The organism is Kribbella sp. NPDC056951 (assembly GCF_042674205.1).
In the GTDB taxonomy this organism is placed as follows: domain Bacteria; phylum Actinomycetota; class Actinomycetes; order Propionibacteriales; family Kribbellaceae; genus Kribbella; species Kribbella yunnanensis.
On the sequence record NZ_JBHUQZ010000019.1, the window covers coordinates 19,546 to 43,171 of the forward strand.

21 protein-coding genes are annotated in these 23,626 nt (G+C 68.1%); 11 read left to right on the plus strand and 10 right to left on the minus strand.

The genetic code is table 11. The features are described 5' to 3' along the window. Positions 1–2: 2 nt before the first annotated feature. Positions 3–965 carry a TPR end-of-group domain-containing protein gene (locus ACFTSF_RS39710; protein WP_380160550.1) on the minus strand — a complete coding sequence of 321 codons (963 nt, stop codon included), beginning with the start codon at positions 963–965 and terminating at the stop codon, positions 3–5. Positions 966–1,035: 70 nt separating this feature from the next. Between ACFTSF_RS39710 and pcrA the strand changes: the two genes are divergently transcribed. Both pcrA and ACFTSF_RS39720 read left to right on the plus strand, forming a co-directional pair. Further along, positions 1,036–3,354 (plus strand): DNA helicase PcrA, encoded by a 2,319-nt coding sequence (pcrA, locus tag ACFTSF_RS39715; RefSeq protein WP_344156613.1) that lies wholly within the window; start codon positions 1,036–1,038, stop codon positions 3,352–3,354. 121 nt (positions 3,355–3,475) lie between these two features. Next, entirely contained in the window at positions 3,476–4,039 is a 564-nt protein-coding gene (locus ACFTSF_RS39720) for a hypothetical protein (protein WP_344156616.1), read from the plus strand. Here the strand turns inward: ACFTSF_RS39720 and ACFTSF_RS39725 are convergent. The 4 genes from ACFTSF_RS39725 to ACFTSF_RS39740 form a co-directional block, all read right to left on the minus strand. Next, a complete protein-coding gene (locus tag ACFTSF_RS39725) occupies positions 4,011–5,306 on the minus strand; it encodes a lanthionine synthetase LanC family protein (RefSeq protein WP_380160552.1) in 1,296 nt (431 codons plus the stop codon). The genes ACFTSF_RS39720 and ACFTSF_RS39725 overlap by 29 nt on opposite strands. After that, positions 5,303–5,797: a DUF6886 family protein gene (locus ACFTSF_RS39730; protein ID WP_380160553.1), complete on the minus strand. Its 495-nt coding sequence runs from the start codon at positions 5,795–5,797 to the stop codon at positions 5,303–5,305. The genes ACFTSF_RS39725 and ACFTSF_RS39730 overlap by 4 nt, the downstream gene beginning before the upstream one ends. Before the next feature lie 42 nt (positions 5,798–5,839). Then, the gene (locus tag ACFTSF_RS39735; RefSeq protein WP_380160555.1) at positions 5,840–6,589 is read right to left on the minus strand and encodes a M23 family metallopeptidase; all 750 of its coding nucleotides are present in this window, start codon (positions 6,587–6,589) and stop codon (positions 5,840–5,842) included. Positions 6,590–6,941: 352 nt separating this feature from the next. Next, positions 6,942–7,793 carry an esterase/lipase family protein gene (locus ACFTSF_RS39740; RefSeq protein ID WP_380160557.1) on the minus strand — a complete coding sequence of 284 codons (852 nt, stop codon included), beginning with the start codon at positions 7,791–7,793 and terminating at the stop codon, positions 6,942–6,944. Positions 7,794–7,929: 136 nt separating this feature from the next. Between ACFTSF_RS39740 and ACFTSF_RS39745 the strand changes: the two genes are divergently transcribed. From ACFTSF_RS39745 to ACFTSF_RS39760, 4 genes are all read left to right on the plus strand, one after another. Then, positions 7,930–8,349, plus strand: a complete 420-nt coding sequence (locus tag ACFTSF_RS39745) for a cobalamin B12-binding domain-containing protein (protein WP_380160558.1) — start codon at positions 7,930–7,932, stop codon at positions 8,347–8,349. Positions 8,350–8,756: 407 nt separating this feature from the next. Continuing rightward, positions 8,757–10,079: an ABC transporter substrate-binding protein gene (locus ACFTSF_RS39750; protein ID WP_380160560.1), complete on the plus strand. Its 1,323-nt coding sequence runs from the start codon at positions 8,757–8,759 to the stop codon at positions 10,077–10,079. Positions 10,080–10,173: 94 nt separating this feature from the next. Then, positions 10,174–11,160, plus strand: coding sequence for a sugar ABC transporter permease (locus tag ACFTSF_RS39755; RefSeq protein WP_344156635.1), 987 nt, complete (start codon positions 10,174–10,176; stop codon positions 11,158–11,160). Between the two features lie 128 nt (positions 11,161–11,288). After that, the gene (locus ACFTSF_RS39760; protein WP_380160710.1) at positions 11,289–12,035 is read left to right on the plus strand and encodes a carbohydrate ABC transporter permease; all 747 of its coding nucleotides are present in this window, start codon (positions 11,289–11,291) and stop codon (positions 12,033–12,035) included. 54 nt (positions 12,036–12,089) lie between these two features. Here the strand turns inward: ACFTSF_RS39760 and ACFTSF_RS39765 are convergent, their stop codons facing one another. The 4 genes from ACFTSF_RS39765 to ACFTSF_RS39780 all read right to left on the minus strand — a co-directional run bounded on the left by ACFTSF_RS39765 (position 12,090) and on the right by ACFTSF_RS39780 (position 16,029). After that, positions 12,090–12,554 (minus strand): hypothetical protein, encoded by a 465-nt coding sequence (locus tag ACFTSF_RS39765; protein WP_380160563.1) that lies wholly within the window; start codon positions 12,552–12,554, stop codon positions 12,090–12,092. A gap of 70 nt (positions 12,555–12,624) precedes the next feature. After that, entirely contained in the window at positions 12,625–13,815 is a 1,191-nt protein-coding gene (locus tag ACFTSF_RS39770) for an MFS transporter (RefSeq protein WP_380160565.1), read from the minus strand. Continuing rightward, entirely contained in the window at positions 13,812–14,372 is a 561-nt protein-coding gene (locus ACFTSF_RS39775; RefSeq protein WP_380160566.1) for a TetR/AcrR family transcriptional regulator, read from the minus strand. Before ACFTSF_RS39775 ends, ACFTSF_RS39770 begins: the two co-directional genes overlap by 4 nt. A gap of 22 nt (positions 14,373–14,394) precedes the next feature. Then, a complete protein-coding gene (locus ACFTSF_RS39780) occupies positions 14,395–16,029 on the minus strand; it encodes a glycoside hydrolase family 13 protein (protein WP_380160568.1) in 1,635 nt (544 codons plus the stop codon). Positions 16,030–16,225: 196 nt separating this feature from the next. Between ACFTSF_RS39780 and sucC the strand changes: the two genes are divergently transcribed. Both sucC and sucD read left to right on the plus strand, forming a co-directional pair. Continuing rightward, positions 16,226–17,401, plus strand: a complete 1,176-nt coding sequence (sucC, locus tag ACFTSF_RS39785) for an ADP-forming succinate--CoA ligase subunit beta (RefSeq protein ID WP_380160569.1) — start codon at positions 16,226–16,228, stop codon at positions 17,399–17,401. Between the two features lie 12 nt (positions 17,402–17,413). Continuing rightward, positions 17,414–18,304 carry a succinate--CoA ligase subunit alpha gene (gene sucD / locus ACFTSF_RS39790; protein ID WP_380160571.1) on the plus strand — a complete coding sequence of 297 codons (891 nt, stop codon included), beginning with the start codon at positions 17,414–17,416 and terminating at the stop codon, positions 18,302–18,304. 53 nt (positions 18,305–18,357) lie between these two features. On the opposite strand, the gene ACFTSF_RS39795 is transcribed toward sucD, so the two are convergent. After that, on the minus strand, positions 18,358–19,695 hold the full coding sequence (locus tag ACFTSF_RS39795; protein WP_380160573.1) for a hypothetical protein: 1,338 nt from the start codon (positions 19,693–19,695) through the stop codon (positions 18,358–18,360). Positions 19,696–19,869: 174 nt separating this feature from the next. On the opposite strand from ACFTSF_RS39795, the gene ACFTSF_RS39800 reads away from it, so the two are divergent. Genes ACFTSF_RS39800 through purH form a run of 3 tightly spaced genes read left to right on the plus strand, consistent with a single transcriptional unit; the run spans position 19,870 to position 23,319 of the window. After that, a complete protein-coding gene (locus tag ACFTSF_RS39800; RefSeq protein WP_344156663.1) occupies positions 19,870–21,120 on the plus strand; it encodes a DUF6350 family protein in 1,251 nt (416 codons plus the stop codon). Between the two features lie 10 nt (positions 21,121–21,130). Beyond that, entirely contained in the window at positions 21,131–21,763 is a 633-nt protein-coding gene (gene purN, locus ACFTSF_RS39805; RefSeq protein ID WP_380160575.1) for a phosphoribosylglycinamide formyltransferase, read from the plus strand. Beyond that, the gene (gene purH / locus ACFTSF_RS39810; protein WP_380160577.1) at positions 21,760–23,319 is read left to right on the plus strand and encodes a bifunctional phosphoribosylaminoimidazolecarboxamide formyltransferase/IMP cyclohydrolase; all 1,560 of its coding nucleotides are present in this window, start codon (positions 21,760–21,762) and stop codon (positions 23,317–23,319) included. Before purN ends, purH begins: the two co-directional genes overlap by 4 nt. Positions 23,320–23,626: the final 307 nt, after the last annotated feature.

The window sequence follows — 23,626 nt, forward strand, 5'->3', positions numbered from 1 at the left end:
GACTACAGCAGCGTAGCCAGGCGTTGGGCGAAGTCGGCTGGGAATGCGTGGGCTAGGCCGGGCAGTCGCTCGATCTTGCAGGCGGATAGGTGGGGCTCGGCTGCGTCCACTACCTCGAGCAGGTCGTCGTCGGTGCCGATCCAGATCGTTGCCGGGGACAACGAATTGGCTGAGTCGTCCGGGAGTTCACGCAGTGCCGGGGCCATAGCCAGTACGCCGGCCGCCGGTGCCGGTCGCGCGGTGAGCGCCCAGTTGAGCGCGACTCGACCACCGGCCGAGAAGCCGGCGGCGATGAGCGGGAGACCGGTCAGTTCGGTCGGGAGTTCGGCGAGTGCCCGCGCGATGTCAGCCGCAGCTTGTTCGGGGTCGGGCCAGGTGCGGTACATCGGCGACATCCGGCGAGAGGATTCGACACAAACGAGCGCGTACCCGAGGTCGAGCACCCCCGCCCAATCCCGTCGAGCATGCTCGGCGCGCTGTCCCGCCCCATGAAGAGCAACCACAACACCCCGAGCCCGAGTCGGGTCGGGAAGGTTGTTGTCGCGGAGGGAATCGTCGGAGGGGGCGCGCCCGGGGAGGCCGCTCCCGGATGGGGTGTCGGGGGAGGTGTCGCCCTCGGGGAGGGTGATCAGGGCGGGGGTGGGGGCGTCGGTTGCTCGGGTGGCGGACTCGGCGACCAGCTGTTGGAACTCTGGGTGGTTGGTTAGGGCGGCTAGGTCGTCGTCGTCCGTGAGGATCTCGGGGCGCCACCAGCTGCCGGCGCGGCTTGCGGTCTGGAGGGCTTGGAGGGCGCCTTCGGGGTCGCCGGAGGCGCCTAGGACGCAGGCTCGGAGGTGGGCCAGTTCGGCGGTCCAGGGCGCGAGATCGGTCGCGGCATCCAGTACGGCGATCGCGTCGGCGTACCGGGACTCGGCGTACAGGGCTTCGATCTGGTCCACGAGGGCGTCGTACCGGGTGTCGTCCATGGGTGGATCTTTTCATTCGATCGAACCTGTTTTCGGTAACTGTCGGCGGGTGCGCCTATGGTGTTCGGTGATGACTACGCTCTTCTCGCCTGACGAACTGCCGGTGCCGCTCGAGGAGCCGAAGAAGCACCGGACCGACCCCGAGGCGCTGCTGGACGGGCTGAACCCGCAGCAGCGGGCTGCTGTCGTGCACGCGGGGAAACCGCTGCTCGTGGTGGCCGGTGCCGGGTCGGGGAAGACGCGCGTGCTGACGCGGCGGATCGCGTACCTGCTGGGTGCCCGCGACGCGCACCCCGGGTCGATCCTCGCGATCACGTTCACCAACAAGGCGGCGGCGGAGATGCGCGAGCGGGTCGTCGACCTGGTCGGGCCGCGGGCGAAGCTGATGTGGGTGTCGACGTTCCACTCGTCGTGTGTGCGGATCCTGCGCCGCGACATCAAGAAGTTCGGGATCAACCCGACGTTCTCGATCTACGACGCGACCGACTCGCGCCGGCTGATGACGCTGGTCTGCCGTGAGCTCGACCTGGACGTCAAGCGGTACAACCCGCGCGCGGTGCTGAACTGGATCAGCACCCAGAAGAACGAGTTGATCGACCACGAGACCGCCTCGGCGAAGACCTCCAACCACTTGGAGGAGACGTATGCCGAGTGCTACCGGATCTACCAGGAGCGGCTGGCGCAGGCGAATGCGCTGGACTTCGACGACCTGCTGATGACCACGGTCAACCTGCTGCAGGCCTTCCCCGAGGTCCGGGAGTACTACCGGCGCCGGTTCCGCCACGTGATGGTCGACGAGTACCAGGACACGAACCACGCGCAGTACACGCTGATCCGCGAGCTGTGCGGTGAGGACGCGCCGGGCGCGAGCCAGCCGACCGCACCGCCGGCCGAGCTGATGGTGGTGGGCGACTCCGACCAGTCGATCTATGCGTTCCGCGGGGCGACGATCCGCAACATCCTCGCCTTCGAGGAGGATTTCGCCGGCGCCGAGACGATCCTGCTCGAGCAGAACTACCGCTCCACCCAGACCATCCTGAGCGCGGCCAACGCGGTGATCAGCCGCAACGAGGGCCGGATGGCGAAGAACCTCTGGTCCGACCAGGGGCAGGGCGAGCAGATCGCCGTGTACGTCGCGGACAACGAGCACGACGAAGCGCAGTTCGTCGCGGACGAGATCGACCGGCTGGCCGACGCCGACCAGGTGAAGCCGTCCGATGTCGCGGTCTTCTACCGGACCAACGCCCAGTCGCGAGTCTTCGAAGAGGTCTTCATCCGGACCGGCCATCCGTACAAGGTGGTCGGTGGCGTCCGGTTCTACGAGCGCAAGGAGGTCCGCGACGCGCTCGCGTACCTGCGCGTGCTGGTGAACCCGGAGGACACCGTCTCGCTGCGCCGGATCATGAACGAGCCGAAGCGCGGGATCGGCGAGCGGGCCGAGGCTGCGATCGAGGCGCTGGCCCAACGGGACCGGATCTCGTTCGCAGCCGCGATGCGCCGGGCCCAGGACGCACCGGCGATGGCTTCGCGCTCGGCGAACGCCGTACAGGGGTTTGTGGACATCCTCGACGACCTGACCGCGATGGTCGACTCGGGTGCGCCGCCGGACGACATCCTGGACAGCGCGCTGCACCGCTCGGGGTACTACGAGACTTTGCAGAAGTCGCCGGATCCGCAGGACGAGACCCGGCTGGAGAACCTGGACGAGTTCATCTCGGTGGCCCGGGAGTTCGTCGAGGAGCGGACCGCGGCCGGTGAGTCGGCGGATCTGCAGGCGTTCCTGGAGCGGGTCGCGCTGGTCGCCGACGCGGACCAGATCCCGGATGCGGACGACGACGGTGGCGTGGTCACGCTGATGACCCTGCACACCGCGAAGGGCCTGGAGTTCCCGGTCGTGTTCCTGACCGGGATGGAGGACGGCGTCTTCCCGCACTCCCGGTCGCTGACCGACCTGAAGGAGCTCGAGGAGGAGCGCCGGCTCGCGTATGTCGGCATCACCCGGGCCCGGCAGCGGCTGGCGATCTCGCGGGCCGCGGTGCGGTCTGCGTTCGGTGCCCCGCAGCACAACCCGCCGTCCCGGTTCCTCGAGGAGATCCCGGCCGAGCTGCTCGACTGGCGCCGCGACGAGTCCGCGATCACCCGCTGGTCCGGATCCGGTACGTCGTCGGGCGGCGGCATCCCGAGTCGCTACGAAACGTCGCGCCGGAGCTCGACCGACAAGCCCGTGATCAACCTCGATCCCGGCGATCGCGTCGTCCACGACAGCTTCGGCATGGGCACGGTCGTGGTCGTCCGCGGTGAGGGTCAGCAGGCGCAGGCCGATATCGACTTCGGCTCCGAAGGTGTGAAGCGGTTGCTGCTTCGGTACGCACCGGTGGAGAAGATCTGAGCCGCGTCGGGTGACGGGCTGATCGCAGAGATCGGGCAACTTTCCGGACCAATGCGTTGCATATATGCCGGAGATTGAGACAATCGAGCATCTTGCGCCCACCTGTGGAAGCGTCGTCCCCATGCCCAAGCCCGTAGCAGACAGTCACCGCCGGATCATTCTGGCCGGGGCGAACCCTGGGCTGCGGCTGTTCGACGAGGCCGGCAAGGTGACGGCGTACGCGTCGATCTGGATGGTCGACTGGTCGATCCGTGGGTCCGGGACGGCGGTCGTGCTGTGGTTCGACGGGATCGTCCGAGTGGTTTCGGAGGACGTCGACCTGGCTGCGTGGCTCGAGCGGTACTTCGTCCGCTCGTTCCTCGAGGTGCAAGGGCTGCCCTGGCACGAGCCGGCGATCGAGCGCGATCTGGTCCAGGTCTCGATGAACCTGGCCGACGGTCTGAGCGCGAAGGCGGCCGACATCCAGATCGAGATGGGCGGCGTCCTCGACCGGCGTCTCTTCGCCACCGACAACTTCCAGCTTGCCGACGGCAACCACAGCCTCAGCCTGGTGATCGCTCCCGTCCGCTCCGCCACCGTCTCCATCGGCGGCGCCTCCGTCCCAGGCTTCGTCCAGGTCGACGGTTCCCCCGACAAACCCGGCTCCTCAGCCTTCCTCACCACCGCCGAGGTCTGGCGCCGCTGAAGGCCCACCAGTTGTCCATGCGGGGGACGGCGGTGGTCTGGGCTTCGATCCGGAAGAGGACGGTGGCGATGCCGGCGGCGCCTTGCATCCAGCCGATTCCGGGTGGGAGGAGCGGGTCGTCGTTCTTGTGTTCGAGGAAACGCCAGTACGGCGAGGAGCCCGCGTTCGCAACGAGAGTGTCGGCGAGATGCGTGGCGAAGGCGAGGTCGGCCGGGTCGTTGGTGCGTTGGTAGCTGGTGAGGAAGGCGTCAGCCACGCCCGCGGTGCCGCAGCAGCGGCCGTCGTTGTCCCAGAAGCCGGGGTGGAGGCGCTTGGGGATGCCGGAGTGCCGTACGGCGTCGAGGAGGCGCTGGCGCCAGGTAGCCGACGAGACACCGGCTAGTGCGTCCACACCGGCGTACTCGAGTGCATCGAAGAGCAGCGCGGTGCCGGCTGGGCCGTGGCACCAGTTGTACGTGTACTCGTCGCCGTGGCGTTCGGACCACGGGATTACGCGCGGAACCTCGAAGCCTCCTCCGGCAGAGCGGCCCAGGGTGATCAGGTGCTCGGCACCCAGGCGAGCGGTCTCAACCAGCTCGGGACGATCCAGCTCAGCCCCAGCCAGAGCCAGTACGGCGGCGATGCCGGCCAGACCGTGGGTGAGGTTGGGCATCTCGAGCGGCGGTGGTTCGCGGAGGTAACGCCGTGGCACGAACAACCAGTTCACACCGGCCGCGGTCTCCTCCTGCTCAGCCAGCAGCCGTTCGATAGCCCGATCGGCCAGCTCATGAGCCGGCACTCCATGCCGAATAGCCCAGAGCGCCCCCAGCAGCACACCACCGGTACCAAGCGTGAGGTCGTTGCACACAGCACCCGGCTCATACGAGTCCGACTCGGCCAGGAACCCCTCCTGCCAGCCGGTCGCCGTACCGATCTCCAACGCCCGCTCGACAGCCGCGTCGACCCCCGGCTCACCCAACACGGTCAGCACGCCGATCGAACTGACGAGCCCATCGAAGAACGAGATCGAGGAGTCGGTCGGGATCGAGCCCCGCACGCGTGCTGCAATCCCGCCGGCAAGCTCCCGCTCGGCACTCGTCCAGGGCCGAGTGAGCTCGATCTCGGCAAGCGCGTACGCCAGCCCGCCGACCCCGGTGTAGGTCCCGTGCAGGAACTCGGTCGGCTTCTCGGCACCCAGGGACTCCGGGATCCAGGGGCCGTCGTCGTCCCACTGCACCTGGTCGAGCACCCAGGTCCAGGCGGCCTCCGCCAGTTCGCCGTACTTCATGCTCGCGCGTTCCGAAGGCGAATCCCGCTGAACTCAAGCGTGCTGGTGATGACCTCGGCCCAGAAGTCGTGCAGCCGGTTCAGGACCCGGAGCTGGATCCCGGCCTCGTCGTGCAGCTCGAAGAGATCGCCGACGCGTTCGGGCGGCCCGAACGGTTTCACGTCGGTGGTGGCGACGAGGGCTGCGTCATGCAGGCTGAACTGCGCGGCGGGGAGGCGGTAGGCGTAGAGCTCGACGGTTCGCATCGCCTCGAGCCAGCCGTATTCGACCGCATGGACGCGGGAGCCGGAGCCGGGGCCGATGATGCGGGCCTGGTCTTCAGGGGTGGTGGAGGGGCCCAGCCACGCCATGGCGCGGGGGCACTGCCTCGGGAACCAGTAGTCGGGGGCACGGTCGTGGCCGACCGCCCAGACGTAGGTTGCTTGGGGCCGGAAGACCTCGATGGTGGGGTCTTCGGAGAAGTGCAGAACCTCTCCGGCAGCTGGGCGCATGCCGGGGATCCTAGTACTGCGACGGTGTTGGGTTCAGACCGGTTACGGGTTCAGACCACAGTGCGAGCGCAGCCACGGCATCGGGTCGATCGGGTCGCCGCCGTCGGGACGCACTTCGAAGTGCAGGTGCGGGCCGGTGACGTTACCGGTGGAGCCGACTGCGCCGACCTGGTCGCCGGCCATCACGGTCTCGCCGACCGAGACGCTGAACTTGTTCATGTGGTTGTACCAGGTGACGGTGCCGTCGGCGTGCCGGACCTGGACCTGGCGGCCGTAGGGGCCAGCCCAGTCGGCGAAGATCACGACGCCGCGCATGACGCTGCGGATCGGGGTGCCGGTGGGGGCGGCGAAGTCGGTGCCCGTGTGGTTGCGGGCCCAGCGGCTGCCACCCTGACCGAAGGTCGCGGTGATGTGGTAGCCGGAGATCATCATCTCGCAGCGGTTCAGGGACTCGCGGAGCTTCTTCGCCTCGGCCTTCTTGGCCAGGGCCAGCGCGGTGGCGCGCTTCGCGGTCAGGGTGTTCGTCGCGTTCAGCTTCGCGGCGCGGGCCTTGGCCAGCGCGGCGGCGGCCGCCTGCTTCTTGTTCGTGTCGTTGCCGGCCAGGGTGACGCGGGACGAGTCACGGGTGGCGAGCTGGCGTGCCTGGATGCGAGCAGTGGTGATGCCGGACAGGTTGCCGTTGTCGAGGCTGGCCGCGGCAAGGTTCACCGCTGTGTTGGCCTGCGTGGGGGACGACAGGGCGCTGTGGCTGAAGCCTACGGCTCCCGCCGCCGCAGCAAGCGCTGCGGTCAAACCGACGATCTGGGTACTGCTGGGGGTGTTACGCCTGGCAACACGATGTTTGGCGCTGTGACGACTTGCGCCGGTCTTGCGCGCAGCGTTGCCTGGCGTGACGCGGTTGCCCGCGGCACGATGCTGGGACACAACGTGGCCTTCCGGTCACAGGGGAGGGGTTGGGGTGGTACTTGGCTCTGCAACCTTTCGCCCTCATCGGGGGTTTATTCCCGGTGAGGACTTGAGCACGATAACGGAAGAGTCACGAGCCGACAAACCCTGCCACCCAGTTTTCCGCAGCACCTTCACGAAACTTTTGCATGAGCCGCTGCACGTGCATCAGCCGTGTGAGCGCCAAAAGGCTGCCTGATCAGGCAGTTTGCGGTTGGTCGTCCAGATGCGCCAGGACGCCGGTGATCTCGTGAACTGTGTCCCCGTGGAACGGCAACGAGAGATGACCCACCCCGCGGACCCGGACGTTCCGCGCGATCAGGTCGGGATGCCGCAGCCGAGCACGCCGCTGCGGCACGATCAACTGGTCGACATCGCTGTAGAACGCCACGAACCGCGTCGGTACGCCGGGCGCCGGTTCCGCGAGCTCTTCCATCAGATCGCTCTCCGGCCGCAGCTGCTTCACCAGCGGCCAGGGCAGGAGTCGGGCCGCGACCGTCCCCTGATGTGGTGTCCCCAGCGTCACGCAGGTGTGGACGCGCTCGTGACCGCCGAGCTTCTGGATGTAGTACCGCGCGATCAGCCCGCCCAGGCTGTGGCCGACCACGTGGATCTGGTCCGACCCCGACGCCTCACAGATCGCCTCGATCTCGGCACCCATCCGCTCGGCCGTACGGCGGACGTCCACCGTCAGTGGTGAGTACGAGAAGGTGTGGATGCTGCTGAATCCACGCCGCATCAGCTGCCGGCGCATCAGCGCGAAGATCGTGTGGTTGTCGATGATCCCGTGCGCGAGCAGGATCGGCGTACCGGCCGCGCGGACGTCGTTGACCAGCAGACTGCGCTGGGACGGCGTCAGACCGGCTAGGGAGAGCCGCTCGGCACGCGAACCGGAGCCGCCGAGCAGGCCGAGCGGATACATCGCCAGGTGCGTCGTCATCCAGCCGATCTCGACGGCCGCGCCGTGCAGCACCCGCGGGGTGATCGCCGATCGGGCGCCGTACGCGAGGCCGTCCAGCGCGCCTCGCACCTCGTCCTGCCAAGAAGTCATTTGCGGCTCCTCACAGCAAACCAGACCCCCCGGTGGTCCGATCTCTCTTCCACGGTAACCGGTTCCCCACAACCGTGGCGGGGAACACACGTCTCCGTGTCTTATCCGTGAGATTGGCACCGGCTAACCTGCGAATATGCCTTCAACCAGCACTTTGCGCGTCGTCGTCGCCAAGCCCGGCCTGGACGGCCACGACCGGGGTGCGAAGGTCGTCGCCCGCGCGCTGCGCGACGCCGGGATGGAAGTCATCTACACCGGGCTGCACCAGACCCCCGAGCAGATCGTCGAGACTGCGATCGCCGAGGACGCCGACGCGATCGGCCTGTCCGTCCTGTCCGGGGCGCACATGACCCTGTTCAAGCGGGTCCGCGAACTGCTCACCGAGCGCGAGGCCGAGGACATCGTGGTGTTCGGCGGCGGCATCATCCCGGACGCGGATCTGCAGCCGCTGGCCGAGCTCGGCGTGCACAAGATCTTCACTCCCGGCGCGACCACCACCGAGATCGTCGAGTGGGTCCGCGGCCATGTCGGCGACGCCTCGGCCTCCCCGGCCTAGTGTGGGGTGTCGCGGCTGAATCTCGGCACTGGCGGCGCCCAGGCAGGCACCTCGCGGCGTTGGAGGGAAAGCCACGATGGAAAAACATCGAGGCTTCCCCTCCGCCTTGCGATGCACCCACCTGGACACCGCCAGCACTCGAGCTTCAACCACGACACCCCACAAGTTACTGTTTGGTAATACCGAATCGTTAAGAAACACCTGGTTGTGCAGGCTCTCGAATCGCGGTCGCATACAGCCATGCGGTACGTCCGGTAACTGAACCGTTCAGTGACGGGTGTGTAACTCAGAACACATCACCCCCGTCTTCGGTTACTGTCCGGACAGGTGGCGTCACAGTGCGGTGGGGGCCTGGACGCCGCTCGCGCAGGGACGATGCGATTCCCATCGGGAGAGGGCAGGTAACGATGAGGTTTGAACGATCACACACTCGCAAGGCGGTCGCTCTGGCCGTGGTGAGCAGCCTGGTGTTGCTCACGGCGGCGTGTGGCGGCGACGAAGGCGGCGGTGGCAGCAACGGTGCGGCCGGGGGTGCGCTCGAGGGCCGCGGGCCGATCAAGTTCGCCACCGGCAAGGACACGTCGGGCAACCTGACGAACCAGGTCAAGGCCTGGAACTCGCAGCACCCGGACGAGCAGGTCACGGTGACCGAGCTGCCCGAGTCGGCCGACCAGCAGCGCGCACAGATGATCTCGAACGCCCAGATCAAGTCCGACGAGTTCAGCGTGCTGAACCTGGACGTCGTCTGGACCGCCGAGTTCGCGGCCAACCGGTGGATCACCCAGCTGCCCGAGGACCAGTTCCCGGACCTCGGCAAGCTGCTGCCGACCACGGTCGACACCGCGAAGTACCGCGACAAGCTGTACGCCGTACCGGTGACGTCCGACGGTGGTCTGCTGTACTACCGCAAGGATCTGCTGGACAAGGCCGGTGTCGAGGTACCGAAGACCTGGCCGGAGATGGTCGCCGCCTGCGCCAAGGTGAAGGCGCTGCCCGAGGGCAAGGCCATCAACTGCTACGCGGGTCAGTTCGAGAAGTACGAAGGCCTGACGGTGAACTTCTCCGAGGCCGTCAACGGCGCCGGCGGTGTGGTCGTCGGTGACGACGGCAAGCCGAACGTCGACACCCCGGAGGCACTGGCCGGTCTGACCGCGCTGGTCGAGGGCTTCAAGACGGGCTTCATCCCGAAGGCCGCCATCACCTACCAGGAGGAGCCGGGACGCCGCGCGTTCCAGGAGGGCAACCTGCTCTTCCACCGCAACTGGCCGTACGTGTACGCGCTGGCGAACAAGACCGACGGCTCGTCGAAGATCGCCGGCAAGTTCGCGGTCGCGCCGCTGCCGGGCCTGAGCGGGCCGGGCGTCTCGACGCTGGGCGGTCACAACTACGCCATCTCGGAATTCGCCAAGAACAAGGCGACCGCGGCGGACTTCATCAAGTTCATGTCCAGTGAAGAGCGGCAGAAGGCGAACGTCGAGAAGACCTCGCAGGCGCCGACCTGGGCGTCGCTGTACGACGACCCGGCGCTGAACAAGCAGTTCCCGTACCTGGCTCCGCTGAAGGCGTCGATCGCCTCGGCGAAGTCGCGGCCGAAGGTGGTCAAGTACGGCGACGTGACGACCGCGATCCAGGAAGCGGCGTACGGCGCACTGAAGCAGCCGGGCGGTACGGATCCGAAGCAGGCACTGACGGATCTGCAGACCAAGCTGAGCACACTCATCACCCAGTGACCCGGACGTGGGGCCGGTGTGCGGTGAACGCTGCGCACCGGCCCCGCGTTGTCACCGCCCACCGGAGGTGGGCGGACAGAGAAGGAGGCATGAGGTGAGTGATTCCGCCTCGGTCGTCGAGCCGGGCAAGAAGGTTCGGCGTACGTCGTTCAACGAGGGCACCGGCCGGCTGGCCGCACTGCTGCTGTCACCGACCCTGATCGTGCTGGTCCTGGTCGTGCTCTACCCGATCCTGTCGGCGCTCCGCGAGTCGCTGTACCAAAGCGGTCAGCGGATCGACGAGGACGGCTTCATCATCCAGGGCTCGCAGTTCGTCGGGCTGGACAACTTCGCCGCGATCTTCTCCGGCGAGACCGGCGACCGATTCTGGAACGCGTTCTACAACACCACGTTCTTCACCGTCGTCTGTGTCGTCCTCGAGACGCTGCTCGGTGTGCTGATGGCCCTGGTGATGCACAAGGCGTTCAAGGGCCGGGCGATCGTCCGGGCCAGCATCCTGGTTCCGTGGGCCATCCCGACCGTGGTGTCCGCGCTGCTGTGGAAGTGGATCTTCCAGGCCGACGGCATCGCGAACGTCGTCGCCGGCACCCAGATCCTGTGGTCGACCGAAGGCTGGCAGTCGGTGCTGTCGGTCATCATCGCCGACACCTGGAAGACCGCGCCGTTCATCGGGCTGCTGGTGCTGGCCGGTCTGCAGACGATTCCGGACGAGGTGTACGAGGCCGCGAAGGTGGACGGGGCGAGTCCCTGGAAGACCTTCACCCGGATCACGTTGCCGCTGGTGAAACCGGCACTGCTGGTGGCAGTGCTGTTCCGGATCCTCGACACCCTGCGGATGTTCGACCTGCCGTTCGTGCTGGTCGGCCCGAACAAGTCGTCGGTCGAGACACTGTCGATCCTCGCCTACCTCGAGGCCAACAACACCCGGTACGGGCCGGCCGCGGCGTACGCGACGTTGCTGTTCATCTATGTCGCGGTGGTCGCCTACGCCTTCGTGAAGCTGCTCGGAGCCGACGTCATCGGTGAGGCCCGCGCTCGCGTGGTCAAGCCGAAGAAGTCCCGCGGGAAGGTTGGTGCGTGATGGCCGTTGCTGAGAAGGCGCCGAAGAGAGTCGACATCAAGGCGGCCGAGGCACCCTGGTATCGCAGGTGGTTGCCGCTCGTCGGTGTCGGGATCATCGTGCTCTACTGCCTGTTGCCGTTCTACTGGATGCTGGTGTCGGCGTTCCGCCGGCCGACCGACCAGTTCGACAACTCGATCATTCCGACCCGGTGGTCGATCGACAACTTCACCGATGTGTTCAAGCCCGGTACCGGGTTCGGCCGCGGTCTGCTGAACAGCCTGATCGTGGCCGGCACCGTGACGATCCTGACGCTGGTGATCGGCATGGTCGCGGCGTACACGATGGCCCGGCTGGACTTCAAGTTCAAGAACGCCGTCCTGGCGATCATCATCACCACCTCGATGTTCCCCGGGATCTCGCTGGTGATCCCGCTGAAGAAGCTGTTCAGCGACATCGAGTGGATCAACACCTACCAGGCGATGATCGTGCCCAGCCTGTCGTTCGCCCTGCCCCTGGCCGTGTGGAACCTGACGGCGTTCTTCCGTCAGATGCCGCGCGAACTCGAGCAGGCGGCCATGGTCGACGGCTGTACGCCGGCCCAGGCCTTCCGCAAGGTGATCATCCCGCTGGCCGCACCCGGTGTGTTCACCACCGCGATCATCACCTTCATCGCGGCCTGGAACGAGTTCCTGATCGCGCTCAGCATGGTGAACCGCAAGGAGATCCAGACGGCCAACGTCGTCATCGCCGGGTTCACCGGTACGTCGGGTCGCGACCAACCGTTCGGCAGTCAGATGGCGGCCGGTGTGGTCGTCACCATTCCGCTGGTGATCGCCGTACTGATCTTCCAGCGCCGAATCGTCGCCGGCCTCACCGCAGGCGGCGTCAAGTAGTTCTCGTTGTGTGGAAGGCCGGAACCCTGGTCAGGGTTCCGGCCTTCTGCTGTCTCAGCAGTTGATCGTGGTCCAGCCGCGCCACGCGTAGCCGTCGCCGTAGTTGCAGTAGATGTGTCCGGTGGTGCCGAGCACGCGGAGCGTCAGGTTCTTCACCCGGCCGTTGGGTGAATAGACCACCTTCCAGGTGTGGATGCCGTCGCCGCTCGGATCGTTCTTGGCGACGCCGTTGCCGAGTTGGGTGAACGCACCGCCGTGCTCGGCGCGCATGACCTTGTGGGCGTCGCCGACCGTCACATATTCGTGAGCCCCGTTGGCCCACTTGATGTCGGCGAATCCCCGGTAGTTGTTACAAGGGACCGTCGTCCAGAACCTCGACGTACCGTCGGAGTAGAAGCGCTTGGGACAGTTGGTGTGGAACCACTGCGGGTTCTCCGCGGCGACTGCGTTCGGGGCGGTTGCCAGGCCGGTGGCGACGGAACCGATTGCCAGCAAGGCAACCAGGAATCGAGTTGTCATGTGGGTGTCCTCTCGATAGGGCGTGCGTTGGAGAGGAGACTCCTGGCGTGGGCGGGCTGGTTGCAGTTTTCTAGGAAGGCCGGCGGAGTGACTTGGCTGCGGTGACGAACGCGGTGGCCAGGGCGCAGCCGATGGCGATCACGATGAAGCCGGTGGCTGGGGTGGCGTGGTCGACGATGGGGCCCATGGCTAGTAGGCCGATCGGGCCTGTGGCCAGGGCGATTGAGGTGTAGCTGCCGATGACTCGGCCGCGGAGGTTCTCGGGGGTGCGGGCCTGCATGATGACTGCGACGACTGGGTTGATCGGGCCGGTGGCGATTCCGGTGGTGAAGGCTAGCGCGATCATCAGGGGGATGGACGGGAGTAGTGCGAAGGCGGCCAGGCCGATGGTGCTGATGACGAGTGAGCCGATCAGTACGCCGCGTTCGCGGAGGCGGTGGCCGACTGCGCCGTACAGGATGGCGCCGATCAGGCCGCCGGCGGCGAAGGCGGCTACGACGAAGCCGTAGTAGTCGGCCAGGCCGTTGTCCTGGAGGTGTGCGTTGAGGACGACGGACTCGAATGGGGCGATGAAGCCGACCAGGACCGCAGCGGTGATCGCGACGGTGCGCAGGCCGGGCTCGGTGATCAGGAACCGGAGGCCGGTGGCGATCGAGCGTAGGTAGGGCTCGTGGGCCGGTGCGGGTGAGAGGTGCTTCGGGATGGTGAGGGCGGTGATGGTTGCCGAGAGCAAGAACATGCCGACGGTGACCCAGAGGACGTTGAAGCCGCCCATCGCGACCAGGAGTACGCCGGCGATGCCGGGGCCGGCCAGTGCGCCGATCGCCTCGGCGGCCTCGCCCCACGCGTTGACACGGGTGAGCGGCGTACCGGTGGCGCGGGCGACGTCCGGCCGGAGCGTCTCGCGGGCGGCCGCGCCGGGACCGTCGAACAGCGCGCCGAGGGCGACGAGCGCGAGGATCCCCCAGAACGGCAGACCGAACGCCTCGTCGAGAATCGCGAGCAGGGCAACGGCGATCGCGCTCAACAGGTCGGCGCCGACTGCGCAGAACCGGCGGCCGAGGCGGTCGATGAGCGCGCCGCCGAAGAGTGCCGACAGGACGATCGGCGCGATCGCTGCCGCCCCCGCGACCCCGGCTGCCGTGGCACTGCCGGTCCGCTGGAAGATCAACCAGGGCACGGCGACCGCGACGATCGCGTTCCCGGTGACGGACAGCGCGGTGGCGCCGAGCAGGCCGTGCAGTGGGCGAGCGAGGCTCACGGTGCGACCCCATGCAGAAGCGTGCGCAGCGTCAGCGGTCCGGCGTCGCGCGGGGCGAGTTTGCCGGCGGCGATGCCGTCCCAGGCGGAATAGGTGAGCGAGTAGATCGTGGCGACGACCCACCACGGGGTGAGGTCGCGCGCGATCAGGCCGGCCGCCTGGGCGTGGGTGACGAAGCGCTCAAGTGGGGCGTCGAGCTCCTCGATGCGGTCGTGCAGCTCCTGGTCGACGCTCGCCCGCGGATGCTGCAACAGGAAGTCGATCCGCGGACCGAGCGGGATGAGCGCCTCGACCACGCGCTTGAGTACGGCGTCGAGCTCCGCCGCCGGAGTGTTCGCGTCGACCGCCGCCACCCCGGCCTCGACGAAGGCCGCGGCGCAGTGGTCGAGCGAGTCGTACGCGAGCGCGAGCAGCAGCGCCTCCCGAGTCGGGAAGCGGTTGTGCAGCGTGGTCCGGCCAACCCCGGCAGCGCTCGCGACATCAGCCAGCGAGGCTGCCGGGTTGGCGGTCAGGACCTTGGCGGCGATCTCCAGGATCGCTTCCGACTGAACACTCATGTTCAGAACTATACAGCGATGTTCAAATAGTCAGCCAGGCGGTCGCGTCCGATGCCAGCTGCCCGTCGAACACCGGGGCGCTGGTGAGCAGCAGTTGCTGGTACGGCGGCAGCGTGGTCGGCGCCGTACCGAGGTTGGTCACGCAGCGGAACGACCCGCGGGTGAAGGACAGCACGTCGGCCGGCGCGTCCTCGTCCCAGGTCAGCCGGCCCTCGCCCAGCTCCGGGTGCTCCCGCCGGATCTGCAGTGCGGCCTTGTAGAGACTGTGGTGAGAATTCGGGTCACCCACCTGAGCCTCCGCAGTCAGCGGCGCCCAGTCAGCCGGCTGCGGCAACCACGGCTGCCCGTCACCCGGCCCGAACCCGTACGGCGGCTCCGTCCCGGACCACGGGATCGGCACCCGGCACCCGTCCCGACCGCGGTTCGTGTGCCCAGACCGCTCCCACACCGGGTCGTCGAGCACCTCCTCCGGCAGGTCCTCGACCTCGGGCAGTCCGAGCTCATCACCTTGGTAGATGTACGCCCCACCCGGCAGCGCGAGCTCCAGCAGCGCAGCCGCCCGAGCCCGGCGCAGCCCTCGCTCCAGATCGGTCGGTACGACGCCCGCCCCCTCCAGCGCGTCTTCCAGAGCGCGCCCGTACCGAGTGCGGTGCCGGATCGTGTCGTGGTTGCTCAGCACCCAGGTCGCGGGCGCACCGACCGCCCACAGGCTCCCCGTGGACCGGTCGATCACCTCGCGCAGGTCCTTCGCGTCCCACGAAGCGCGCAGCGCATCGAAGTTGAACGCCGAGTGCAGCTCATCCGGCCGCACGTACTTGGCCAGTCGCTCCGGTGGCGACAACCACGCCTCGGCCACGAAAACGCGCGGGCCCTGCGGCGTACCGGCGTACTCATCGGCGATCGCTCGCCAGCGCTGGTGGATCGGGTGCACACCCGGCTGGTCGTAGTACGGGTTGCCGACATACTTCTCGTGCGTCGGCTGACCGTCCTTCAGCGGTACGTCGGGCAGTGTCGCGTCCTTGGCCATCGAATCGGCCACGTCGATCCGGAACCCGTCGATGCCACGGTCGAACCAGAACCGCAGGATCGAGTCGAACTCCTCGAGCACCTTCGGGTGGTCCCAGTTCCAGTCGGGCTGGGAGATGTCGAACATGTGCAGATACCACTGGCCGTCATCGATTTGCTGCCAGGCGCCACCGCCGAAGCTGGCCGGCCAGTTCGTCGGCGGACGGCCATCGACCCCGTCGCGGAACCAGAACAGGTCGCGCTCGGGCGAACCCTTGCCGGCCGCGAGGGCGGCCTTGAACCACGGGTGCTCCCAGGAGCAATGGTTCGGGACCAGGTCGATCAGGATCCGCAGTCCGAGGGCGTGCGCCTCGGCGATCAGGGCGTCCGCGTCGGCCAGGGTGCCGAATTCCGGATTGATGTCGCGATAATCGGAGACGTCGTACCCGCCGTCGAGCAGAGGGGACGGGTACCAGGGGCTGATCCAGATCGCGTCCACGCCGAGGTCGGCCAGGTAGGGCAGCCGGGCGCGGATACCGTTCAGATCGCCGGTGCCGTCACCGTCCGCATCCGCGAACGAGCGCGGGTAAACCTGGTAGACGACGGCGCTACGCCACCAGTCGTCAGCTGGTCTGGTGCCGGTTTCTGTCATGGCACCCAGCCTGACACGGACGACCGACAGCGCTGTGACGGTCGTCTCAGCGTGTACCCCGACTGTCGCACCGGGTGCCGAGGTGGCTAGTCTCAGGCCGACGGAACGCGCCGGCGACCGTGCCCTCTGCACCGCAGCCTGCCGTGCCTAATCTGGACAACGCGGGACTCGAACAGGCGAGAGAGGGACCACAGTCGTGGACTTGATGGAGTACCAGGCGAAGACTGTCTTCGCCAAGCACGGTGTAGGGACGACGGTGGGTGAAGTCGTCACCACGCCGGAGGACGCCCGCGCGGCGGCCGAGAAGCTCGGCGGCGGCACGGTGGTCGTGAAGGCCCAGGTGCTGACCGGCGGCCGCGGCAAGGCCGGTGGCGTCAAGCTCGCCGCCAACCCGGACGAGGCCGAGGCACGCGCTCGCGAAATCCTTGGTCTGGACATCAAGGGTCACGTCGTCAAGACGCTGAACATCGTCCCGGCCGCGGCGATCGCGGAGGAGTACTACTTCTCCTTCCTGATCGACCGGGCCAACCGCAACTACCTCTGCATCGCCTCCGCCGCCGGCGGGATGGAGATCGAAGAGGTCGCGCACACGAACCCCGACGCGGTCGCCAAGATCTCGATCGACCCGGCCACCGGTGTCGACGAGGCCAAGGCCCGGGAGATCGCCACCGCGGCCGGTTACCCGGCCGACATCATCGACGCCGTCGCGCCGGAGATCGTCAAGCTGTACGGCGTCTTCCTGAGCGAGGACGCGACGCTGGTCGAGGTGAACCCGCTGGTCAAGCTGAAGGACGGCCGGGTCGAGGCCCTCGACGGCAAGGTCTCGCTGGACGAGAACGCCGACTTCCGGCACCCGGAGCACGCGGACTTCGCCGACTCGTCGGCGGCCGACCCGCTGGAGGCCGCGGCCAAGGCCAAGGGCCTCAACTACGTGAAGCTCGACGGTTCCGTCGGCATCATCGGCAACGGCGCGGGCCTGGTCATGTCGACGCTCGACGTCGTCGCGTACGCCGGTGAGGAGTTCGGCGGCGTCAAGCCGGCCAACTTCCTCGACATCGGCGGCGGCGCCTCCGCCGAGGTGATGGCCAACGGGCTCGAGATCATCATCTCCGACGCCCAGGTGGAGAGCGTGTTCGTCAACGTCTTCGGTGGCATCACCGCCTGTGACGCGGTCGCGAACGGCATCGTGCAGGCCTTCGAGCTGCTCGCCGCCCGCGGCGAGGCCGTCAGCAAGCCGCTGGTCGTCCGGCTGGACGGCAACAACGCCGAGGAGGGCCGCCGCATTCTCGACGAGGCGGGCCTCGCCGGTCTGGAGCGGGTCGACACGATGGACGGCGCCGCCAAGCGGGCCGCCGAGCTGGCTGCGAAGTAAGGGATCGCTGAAATGTCTATCTTCCTGACCAAGGACAGCAAGGTCATCGTCCAGGGCATGACCGGCTCGGAAGGCACCAAGCACACGACGCGGATGCTCGCGTCCGGCACGAACATCGTCGGTGGCGTCAACCCGCGCAAGGCGGGCCAGAGCCAGGACTTCGACGGTACGTCGGTACCGGTCTTCGGGACCGTGGCCGACGCCGTCAAGGAGACCGGCGCGAACGTGTCGGTCATCTTCGTGCCGCCGAAGTTCACCAAGGACGCCGTACTGGAGGCCGTCGCGGCCGAGGTACCGCTGGTCGTGGTGATCACCGAGGGCGTGCCGGTGCACGACACCGCCGCGTTCTTCGCCGCCGCGCAGGCCTCCGGCACCACCCGGATCATCGGCCCGAACTGCCCGGGCATCATCACCCCCGGTGAGTCCAACGCCGGCATCATCCCGGCGAGCATCGCCGGCGCCGGCCGGATCGGTCTGGTGTCCAAGTCGGGCACGCTGACCTACCAGATGATGTACGAGCTGAGCGACTTCGGCTTCTCCACCGCGATCGGCATCGGCGGCGACCCGATCGTCGGGACCACGCACATCGACGCCCTGCAGGCGTTCCAGGACGACCCGGACACCGACGCGATCGTGATGATCGGCGAGATCGGCGGCGACGCCGAAGAGCGCGCCGCCGCCTTCATCAAGGAGAACGTCACCAAGCCGGTCGTCGGCTACGTGGCCGGCTTCACCGCCCCCGAGGGCAAGACCATGGGCCACGCCGGCGCCATCGTCTCCGGCTCCTCGGGCACCGCGGCCGCGAAGAAGGAGGCCCTCGAGGCCGTCGGCGTCAAGGTCGGCAAGACCCCGACCGAGACCGCCAACCTGATGCGCGAAATCATGCAGAACCTGACGAAGTAAGCACCAACCGAAAGCCCCGGAAACCGTTGGTTTCCGGGGCTTTTGCGTGCCTCTTACTTGTACGACGCGGAGCGTTCGGCGGCTCGGCGGAGGGTGTCGACGAAGGCGCTGTCGGTGATGTCGAGGTCGGGGAGGACGGGGAAGAGCAGGTAGACGGCGTGGTTGCCGGCGGCGGCGACGCCGATGCGGAACCTGGCCTTCTTGCCGCTGCCGGTTTCGAAGGAGGCTTCCCAGGCCTCGCCTTTGACGCCGCCGGTGGAGATTGTGCCGACCGAGCTGACCTTGGCGGTGGAGACGGCCTTCTGGCAGCCGTCGACGTTCTTGCGGACGAGGCTGACGTAGGCGGCCGCGGCGTTCGGGGAGGCGAAGCGGGCGACGGTGTCGTCGAGGCCGAATTCGGTGGGGACCTTGGCGCCGGGGGCCAGGTAGGTCTGGGTGGCGTACTTGGCGGCCTTGGCCTTCTTCGGGTCGGTCCGCTCGCACTGGGTGGTGTTGCCGACCTTGCCTGGCGTGCTGACCCACGGCTTGTCGACGGCCGCGATGATCGGCAGCTCGGCGGGAGCCATGAAGCCGGCCGGCTCGGAGGTGGGCAGCAGGCTCGCCTTGGCGGCAGGCGTGCCGGAGCCGCAGCCGCCGGTCTGCGGGCAGATCTTCTGCAGGGCCGCGGCGGTCGCATTCAGTACGGCGTCCGGCTTCGGCGGAGTGGTGCCGTTGGTGTCGTGCTCGACCACCAGGGTGGCCTGGCCGGCCAGCGTGACCGAGATCGTCCGGTACCGCGTCTTGGGGCCGGTCGCCTGTCCGAAGACCGCGATCCAGCCCTTGTCGCCCATCCCGCTGAGCAGGTAGCTGGTGTTCAGGCGGGTCCGCTTCTCGGCGGCACACTGGCTGAACCAGCCCACGATCGTGCCGTATGCCTTCTCGGCGGCCGCTGCGTCGTTCGACACCTCGACGTACTGGACTGCGGAGTCCTTGGTGGTCGGGTTGGCGAACTTCCGCACCCAGGTACGCAGGCCGGACGGGTCGGCGAACCGCTGCGACTGACAGACGTAGTCGTGGTCCCCGGCGCCGCTGCCGTCCGCGGTCGCACTAACCGACCAGGTGCCGGTCGAGCCGAGCGCCTTAGCGCCGGCCACGTCGAGCAGGCCCTTGTCGTCGGCGAGCACCTTGGAGTCGCTCGACTTGTCGTCGCCCGGGCCCTTGCCCTTCTTGGCGTCGCCGGAAGAGTCGTCGCCGCCGAAGGCGTTCAGCGCGGCGATACCGCCGCCACCGACCAGCACCACCACCGCCACACCGGCAGCGATCGTCTGGTTCCGCTTACGCGCCTTCTCCCGGCGTGCTTCCCGGGCAGCGGCGCGACCGCCGCCACGTTGTGCGCGGTGGGAACCGGCCAAAGCTCGACCTCCTGAGTGATTCCACCCGACAGTACTGGGTGGACCCTGTTCGCCCACACTCAGCTACCCCATCGACACCGGTGGGGACCGAGCGTAAGCAAGCGCGCTGAAGTCTCCCATATCCGGCGTGTCTGGCCCAGCCGTGTCCAGTAGCAGAGCGACGATGGGAGTCAGATGACCGACATGCTCAGCCGCCCGGGCAGTCCCGGCGGCGATTCTGCCCCGCCACCCGGCCCTGTGGACGCCGTGCCGACCAAGCCGGTGATCGTGTCCGCAGTGCTCTCGGCGGGAGCGTGCCTGCTCACCGGTCTCCTCACCTGTACGGCGGTCGCCGTCATCGGCTGGCTTGCCGCAACCTTCGGCGGTGCGTCCGGAGCGATCCGGGCCGGTGCGTCCGCCTGGCTGGTCGCGCACAAGGCGGGCGTGACGCTGGGCACCGGCACGATCTCGATCGCACCGCTCGGTCTGACCCTGTTCTTCGCGTGGTGCCTCTACCGCGGCGGCAAGTCCGCGGCCCGCAGCAGTGCGGCGGACGAGACCAAGGACCTGATCCTGCTGTCCGCGGTGTACGCCGGTGTCTACGGTCTGGGCGGTCTGATCGTCGCCCTGCTCACGGCTGACGGCACACTGCACGTCTCGCCGCTCTCCGCGTTCCTGGGGACCGCATCACTCGCACTGGTCGCCGGGACGATCGGAGTACTGGTCGAGTCCGGTGCGGCCGAAGACATCGCCGACGCGACTCCACCTGGCCTGCGCGACGCCGTACCGGCCGCTGCAGCCGCCGTACTGACCGTCATCGCCGTCGCCTCTGTTCTTTACGGCGTACTGCTCGCAATCCACTTCTCTCGGGTCACTGCGATGCTGGAGCTGCTAGACGCCGGGGTGATTGGGTCGGTCGTGCTGTTCGCGCTCTGCCTGATGCTGGTGCCGAACATGGTCCTGTACGCCGTCTCTTTCCTCGCCGGACCCGGATTCCAGCTCGGTACCGGGACGACGATCGCCCCGACCGGCGTGGACGTCGGCAACCTGCCTGCGCTGCCGCTACTGGCCGCCGTACCGGCAGACGGCTCCACTCCGACCTATCTGCTCGTACTGACCGCGCTGGTGCCGCTGGGAGCCGGTGCGATGGCCGGACTGGTAGTAGTACGGCGTGGGCGCGCGGAGCAGCACGCAGACGCGCTCGGCTGGGATGCGTTCGCGCTACGCGGCGGAATCGCGGCCCTACTCGCCGGAATCGCGTTCTACGTGCTGATGGCGCTGTCCGGCGGTTCGGCCGGGCCCGGGCGGATGGCTGCCGTCGGAATCCCGGCTGCGCTGGCGGCGGCCGGCGTACTGACGGCTGGGATGGCGATCGGGGCTGCGATCACCGCGGCCGTGGTGGCTGCCCGCCGACCGGCTGAACCGGAGCCTGAACCCGAGCGATAGGCTTCCCGGCGTGACAGACCCGGTTGCCCCCACCCCTGAGCCCGCCAGGCTCGTCGTGCTCGTCTCGGGCTCCGGGTCGAACCTGCAGGCTCTGCTGGACGCTGCCGCCGACCCGGCGTACGGCGCGCAGGTGGTTGCTGTCGGTGCGGACCGCGACGGAACCGTCGGTCTGGAGCGCGCCGCCGCGGCTGGCGTGCCGACGTTCGTGCACAAGGTCAAGGACCACGCCGAGCGAGCTGACTGGGACAAGGCGCTGACCGCGTCGGTGGCGCAGTACGAGCCCGACCTGGTCGTGTCGGCCGGGTTCCTGAAGCTGGTCGGTGACGACTTCCTGGCCGCGTTCGGCGACCGCTACATCAACACCCACAACGCGCTGCTACCCGCGTTCCCCGGGATCCACGGTCCGCGGGACGCGCTCGCGTACGGCGTCAAGGTCGCCGGCGCCACCCTGTTCTTCGTCGACGGCGGGGTCGACACCGGCCCGATCATCGCGCAGGTCGTCGTACCCGTCACCGACGACGACACCGAGGAAACCCTCACCGAGCGGATCAAGGAGGTCGAACGCCGCCAGCTGGTCGAGTGGGTCGGCCGACTGGTCCGTCAGGGCTGGACCATCACCGGACGAAAGGTTCGACTGAAGTGAGCACCGACCGCAGGCCGATCCGCCGGGCGCTGATCAGCGTCTACGACAAGACCGGTCTGGAGGAGCTCGCTACCGCGCTGCACACGGCCGGCGTCCAGCTGGTGTCGACCGGTTCCACCGCCGCCCGCATCGCCGCGGCCGGCGTACCGGTCACCAAGGTCGAGGAACTGACCGGCTTCCCGGAGTGCCTCGACGGCCGCGTCAAGACCCTGCACCCGAAGGTCCACGCCGGCCTGCTGGCCGACGTACGGAAGACCGACCACGTCGAGCAGCTCGCCGAGATGCGGGTCGAGCCCTTCGATCTCCTGGTCAGCAACCTCTACCCGTTCACCCAGACAGTCGCCTCCGGCGCCTCGGTCGACGAGTGCGTCGAGCAGATCGACATCGGCGGCCCGTCGATGGTCCGTGGCGCAGCCAAGAACCACGCGAACGTCGCCGTACTGACGTCACCGTCGCAGTACGACGAGCTCTACACCGTGCTCGACGAGGGCGGCTTCTCGCTCGAGGAGCGCCAGAAGCTGGCCGCCGCCGCTTACATCCACACCGCCGAGTACGACGTCGCCGTCGCCTCCTGGATGGGCAGCGTGCTGACCGACTCCAGCGAGGGCTCCGGCTTCCCGGCGTGGGTCGGCGCTGCGTGGGACAAGAAGGCAGTGCTGCGGTACGGCGAGAACCCGCACCAGCCGGCCGCGCTCTACGTCAACGGTCGTGGCGGTCTGGCCGCGGCCGAGCAGTTGCACGGCAAGGAGATGTCGTACAACAACTACGTCGACTCCGACGCAGCCCGCCGTACGGCGTATGACTTCGCCGAACCGGCCGTCGCCATCATCAAGCACGCCAACCCCTGCGGCATCGCCATCGGCACCGACATCGCCGAAGCCCACCGCCGCGCCCACGAGTGCGACCCGGTCTCCGCGTACGGCGGCGTCATCGCCACCAACCGCCCAGTCACCGTCGAACTCGCCAAGCAGGTCGCCGAAATCTTCACCGAGGTCCTCGTGGCCCCCGCCTTCGAAGACGGCGCAGTCGAGGTCCTCCAGGCCAAGAAGAACATCCGCCTCCTGGTCGCCCCCGCCGTTTCAGGCTCTGAGCAGGTCGAGATGCGCCCCATCAGCGGCGGCCTGCTGCTCCAGCACACCGACCGCTTCCAGGCTGAGGGCGACGACCCGTCCGCCTGGACCCTCGCTGCCGGGGACCCCGCCTCGCCCGAGCTCCTGGCCGACCTCGCCTTCGCCTGGAAGGCCTGCCGCGCCGTCAAGTCCAACGCGATCTTGCTGGCCGCCAACGGCGCCTCAGTAGGCGTAGGCATGGGCCAGGTCAACCGAGTCGACTCCTGCCGCCTAGCAGTCTCCCGAGCCGGCGACCGCGCAGTCGGTTCGGTCGCCGCCTCCGACGCCTTCTTCCCCTTCCCCGACGGCCTAGAGGTCCTCATCGAAGGCGGCGTCAAAGCCGTAGTCCAGCCCGGCGGCTCCATCCGAGACGAAGCCGCCATAGAAGCCGCCACCAAAGCCGGCCTCACCATGTACTTCACGGGTACTAGGCACTTCTTCCACTAGTACGCCGCCCGCTGCGCGGGGAGTGTGTGGGCTTGTCGCCCCCGCCCCCCCGCGCACGACCCGCTCGCTCCGCTCCCGTCTCGCACGCTCCCCCACCCGCCCTTGGTACCGGGCTACCGCCCGGACCTGTGCGCTACCGCGCACGGTGTGCGAGCTGCCGCCCGCGTCCCCCGCGCACAAGCCACTCGCTGCGCTCGCGTCTCGCACGCTCCCACCCGCCCTGCGTGCCGGGCTACCGCCCGGTGATGCGCTACCGCGCACGGGCCGGCTGTCGCCGGATGACTACCTCGGGATTGGCCCGGATCCG

Coding starts and splice junctions, on each gene's coding strand:
- ACFTSF_RS39710 (WP_380160550.1), bottom strand. CDS start 965: ATGGACGACACCCGGTACGACGCCCTCGTGGACCAGATCGAAGCCCTG.
- pcrA (WP_344156613.1), top strand. CDS start 1,036: ATGACTACGCTCTTCTCGCCTGACGAACTGCCGGTGCCGCTCGAGGAG.
- ACFTSF_RS39720 (WP_344156616.1), top strand. CDS start 3,476: ATGCCCAAGCCCGTAGCAGACAGTCACCGCCGGATCATTCTGGCCGGG.
- ACFTSF_RS39725 (WP_380160552.1), bottom strand. CDS start 5,306: ATGAAGTACGGCGAACTGGCGGAGGCCGCCTGGACCTGGGTGCTCGAC.
- ACFTSF_RS39730 (WP_380160553.1), bottom strand. CDS start 5,797: ATGCGCCCAGCTGCCGGAGAGGTTCTGCACTTCTCCGAAGACCCCACC.
- ACFTSF_RS39740 (WP_380160557.1), bottom strand. CDS start 7,793: ATGACTTCTTGGCAGGACGAGGTGCGAGGCGCGCTGGACGGCCTCGCG.
- ACFTSF_RS39745 (WP_380160558.1), top strand. CDS start 7,930: ATGCCTTCAACCAGCACTTTGCGCGTCGTCGTCGCCAAGCCCGGCCTG.
- ACFTSF_RS39750 (WP_380160560.1), top strand. CDS start 8,757: ATGAGGTTTGAACGATCACACACTCGCAAGGCGGTCGCTCTGGCCGTG.
- ACFTSF_RS39760 (WP_380160710.1), top strand. CDS start 11,289: ATGCTGGTGTCGGCGTTCCGCCGGCCGACCGACCAGTTCGACAACTCG.
- ACFTSF_RS39765 (WP_380160563.1), bottom strand. CDS start 12,554: ATGACAACTCGATTCCTGGTTGCCTTGCTGGCAATCGGTTCCGTCGCC.
- ACFTSF_RS39775 (WP_380160566.1), bottom strand. CDS start 14,372: ATGAGTGTTCAGTCGGAAGCGATCCTGGAGATCGCCGCCAAGGTCCTG.
- ACFTSF_RS39780 (WP_380160568.1), bottom strand. CDS start 16,029: ATGACAGAAACCGGCACCAGACCAGCTGACGACTGGTGGCGTAGCGCC.
- sucD (WP_380160571.1), top strand. CDS start 17,414: ATGTCTATCTTCCTGACCAAGGACAGCAAGGTCATCGTCCAGGGCATG.
- ACFTSF_RS39800 (WP_344156663.1), top strand. CDS start 19,870: ATGACCGACATGCTCAGCCGCCCGGGCAGTCCCGGCGGCGATTCTGCC.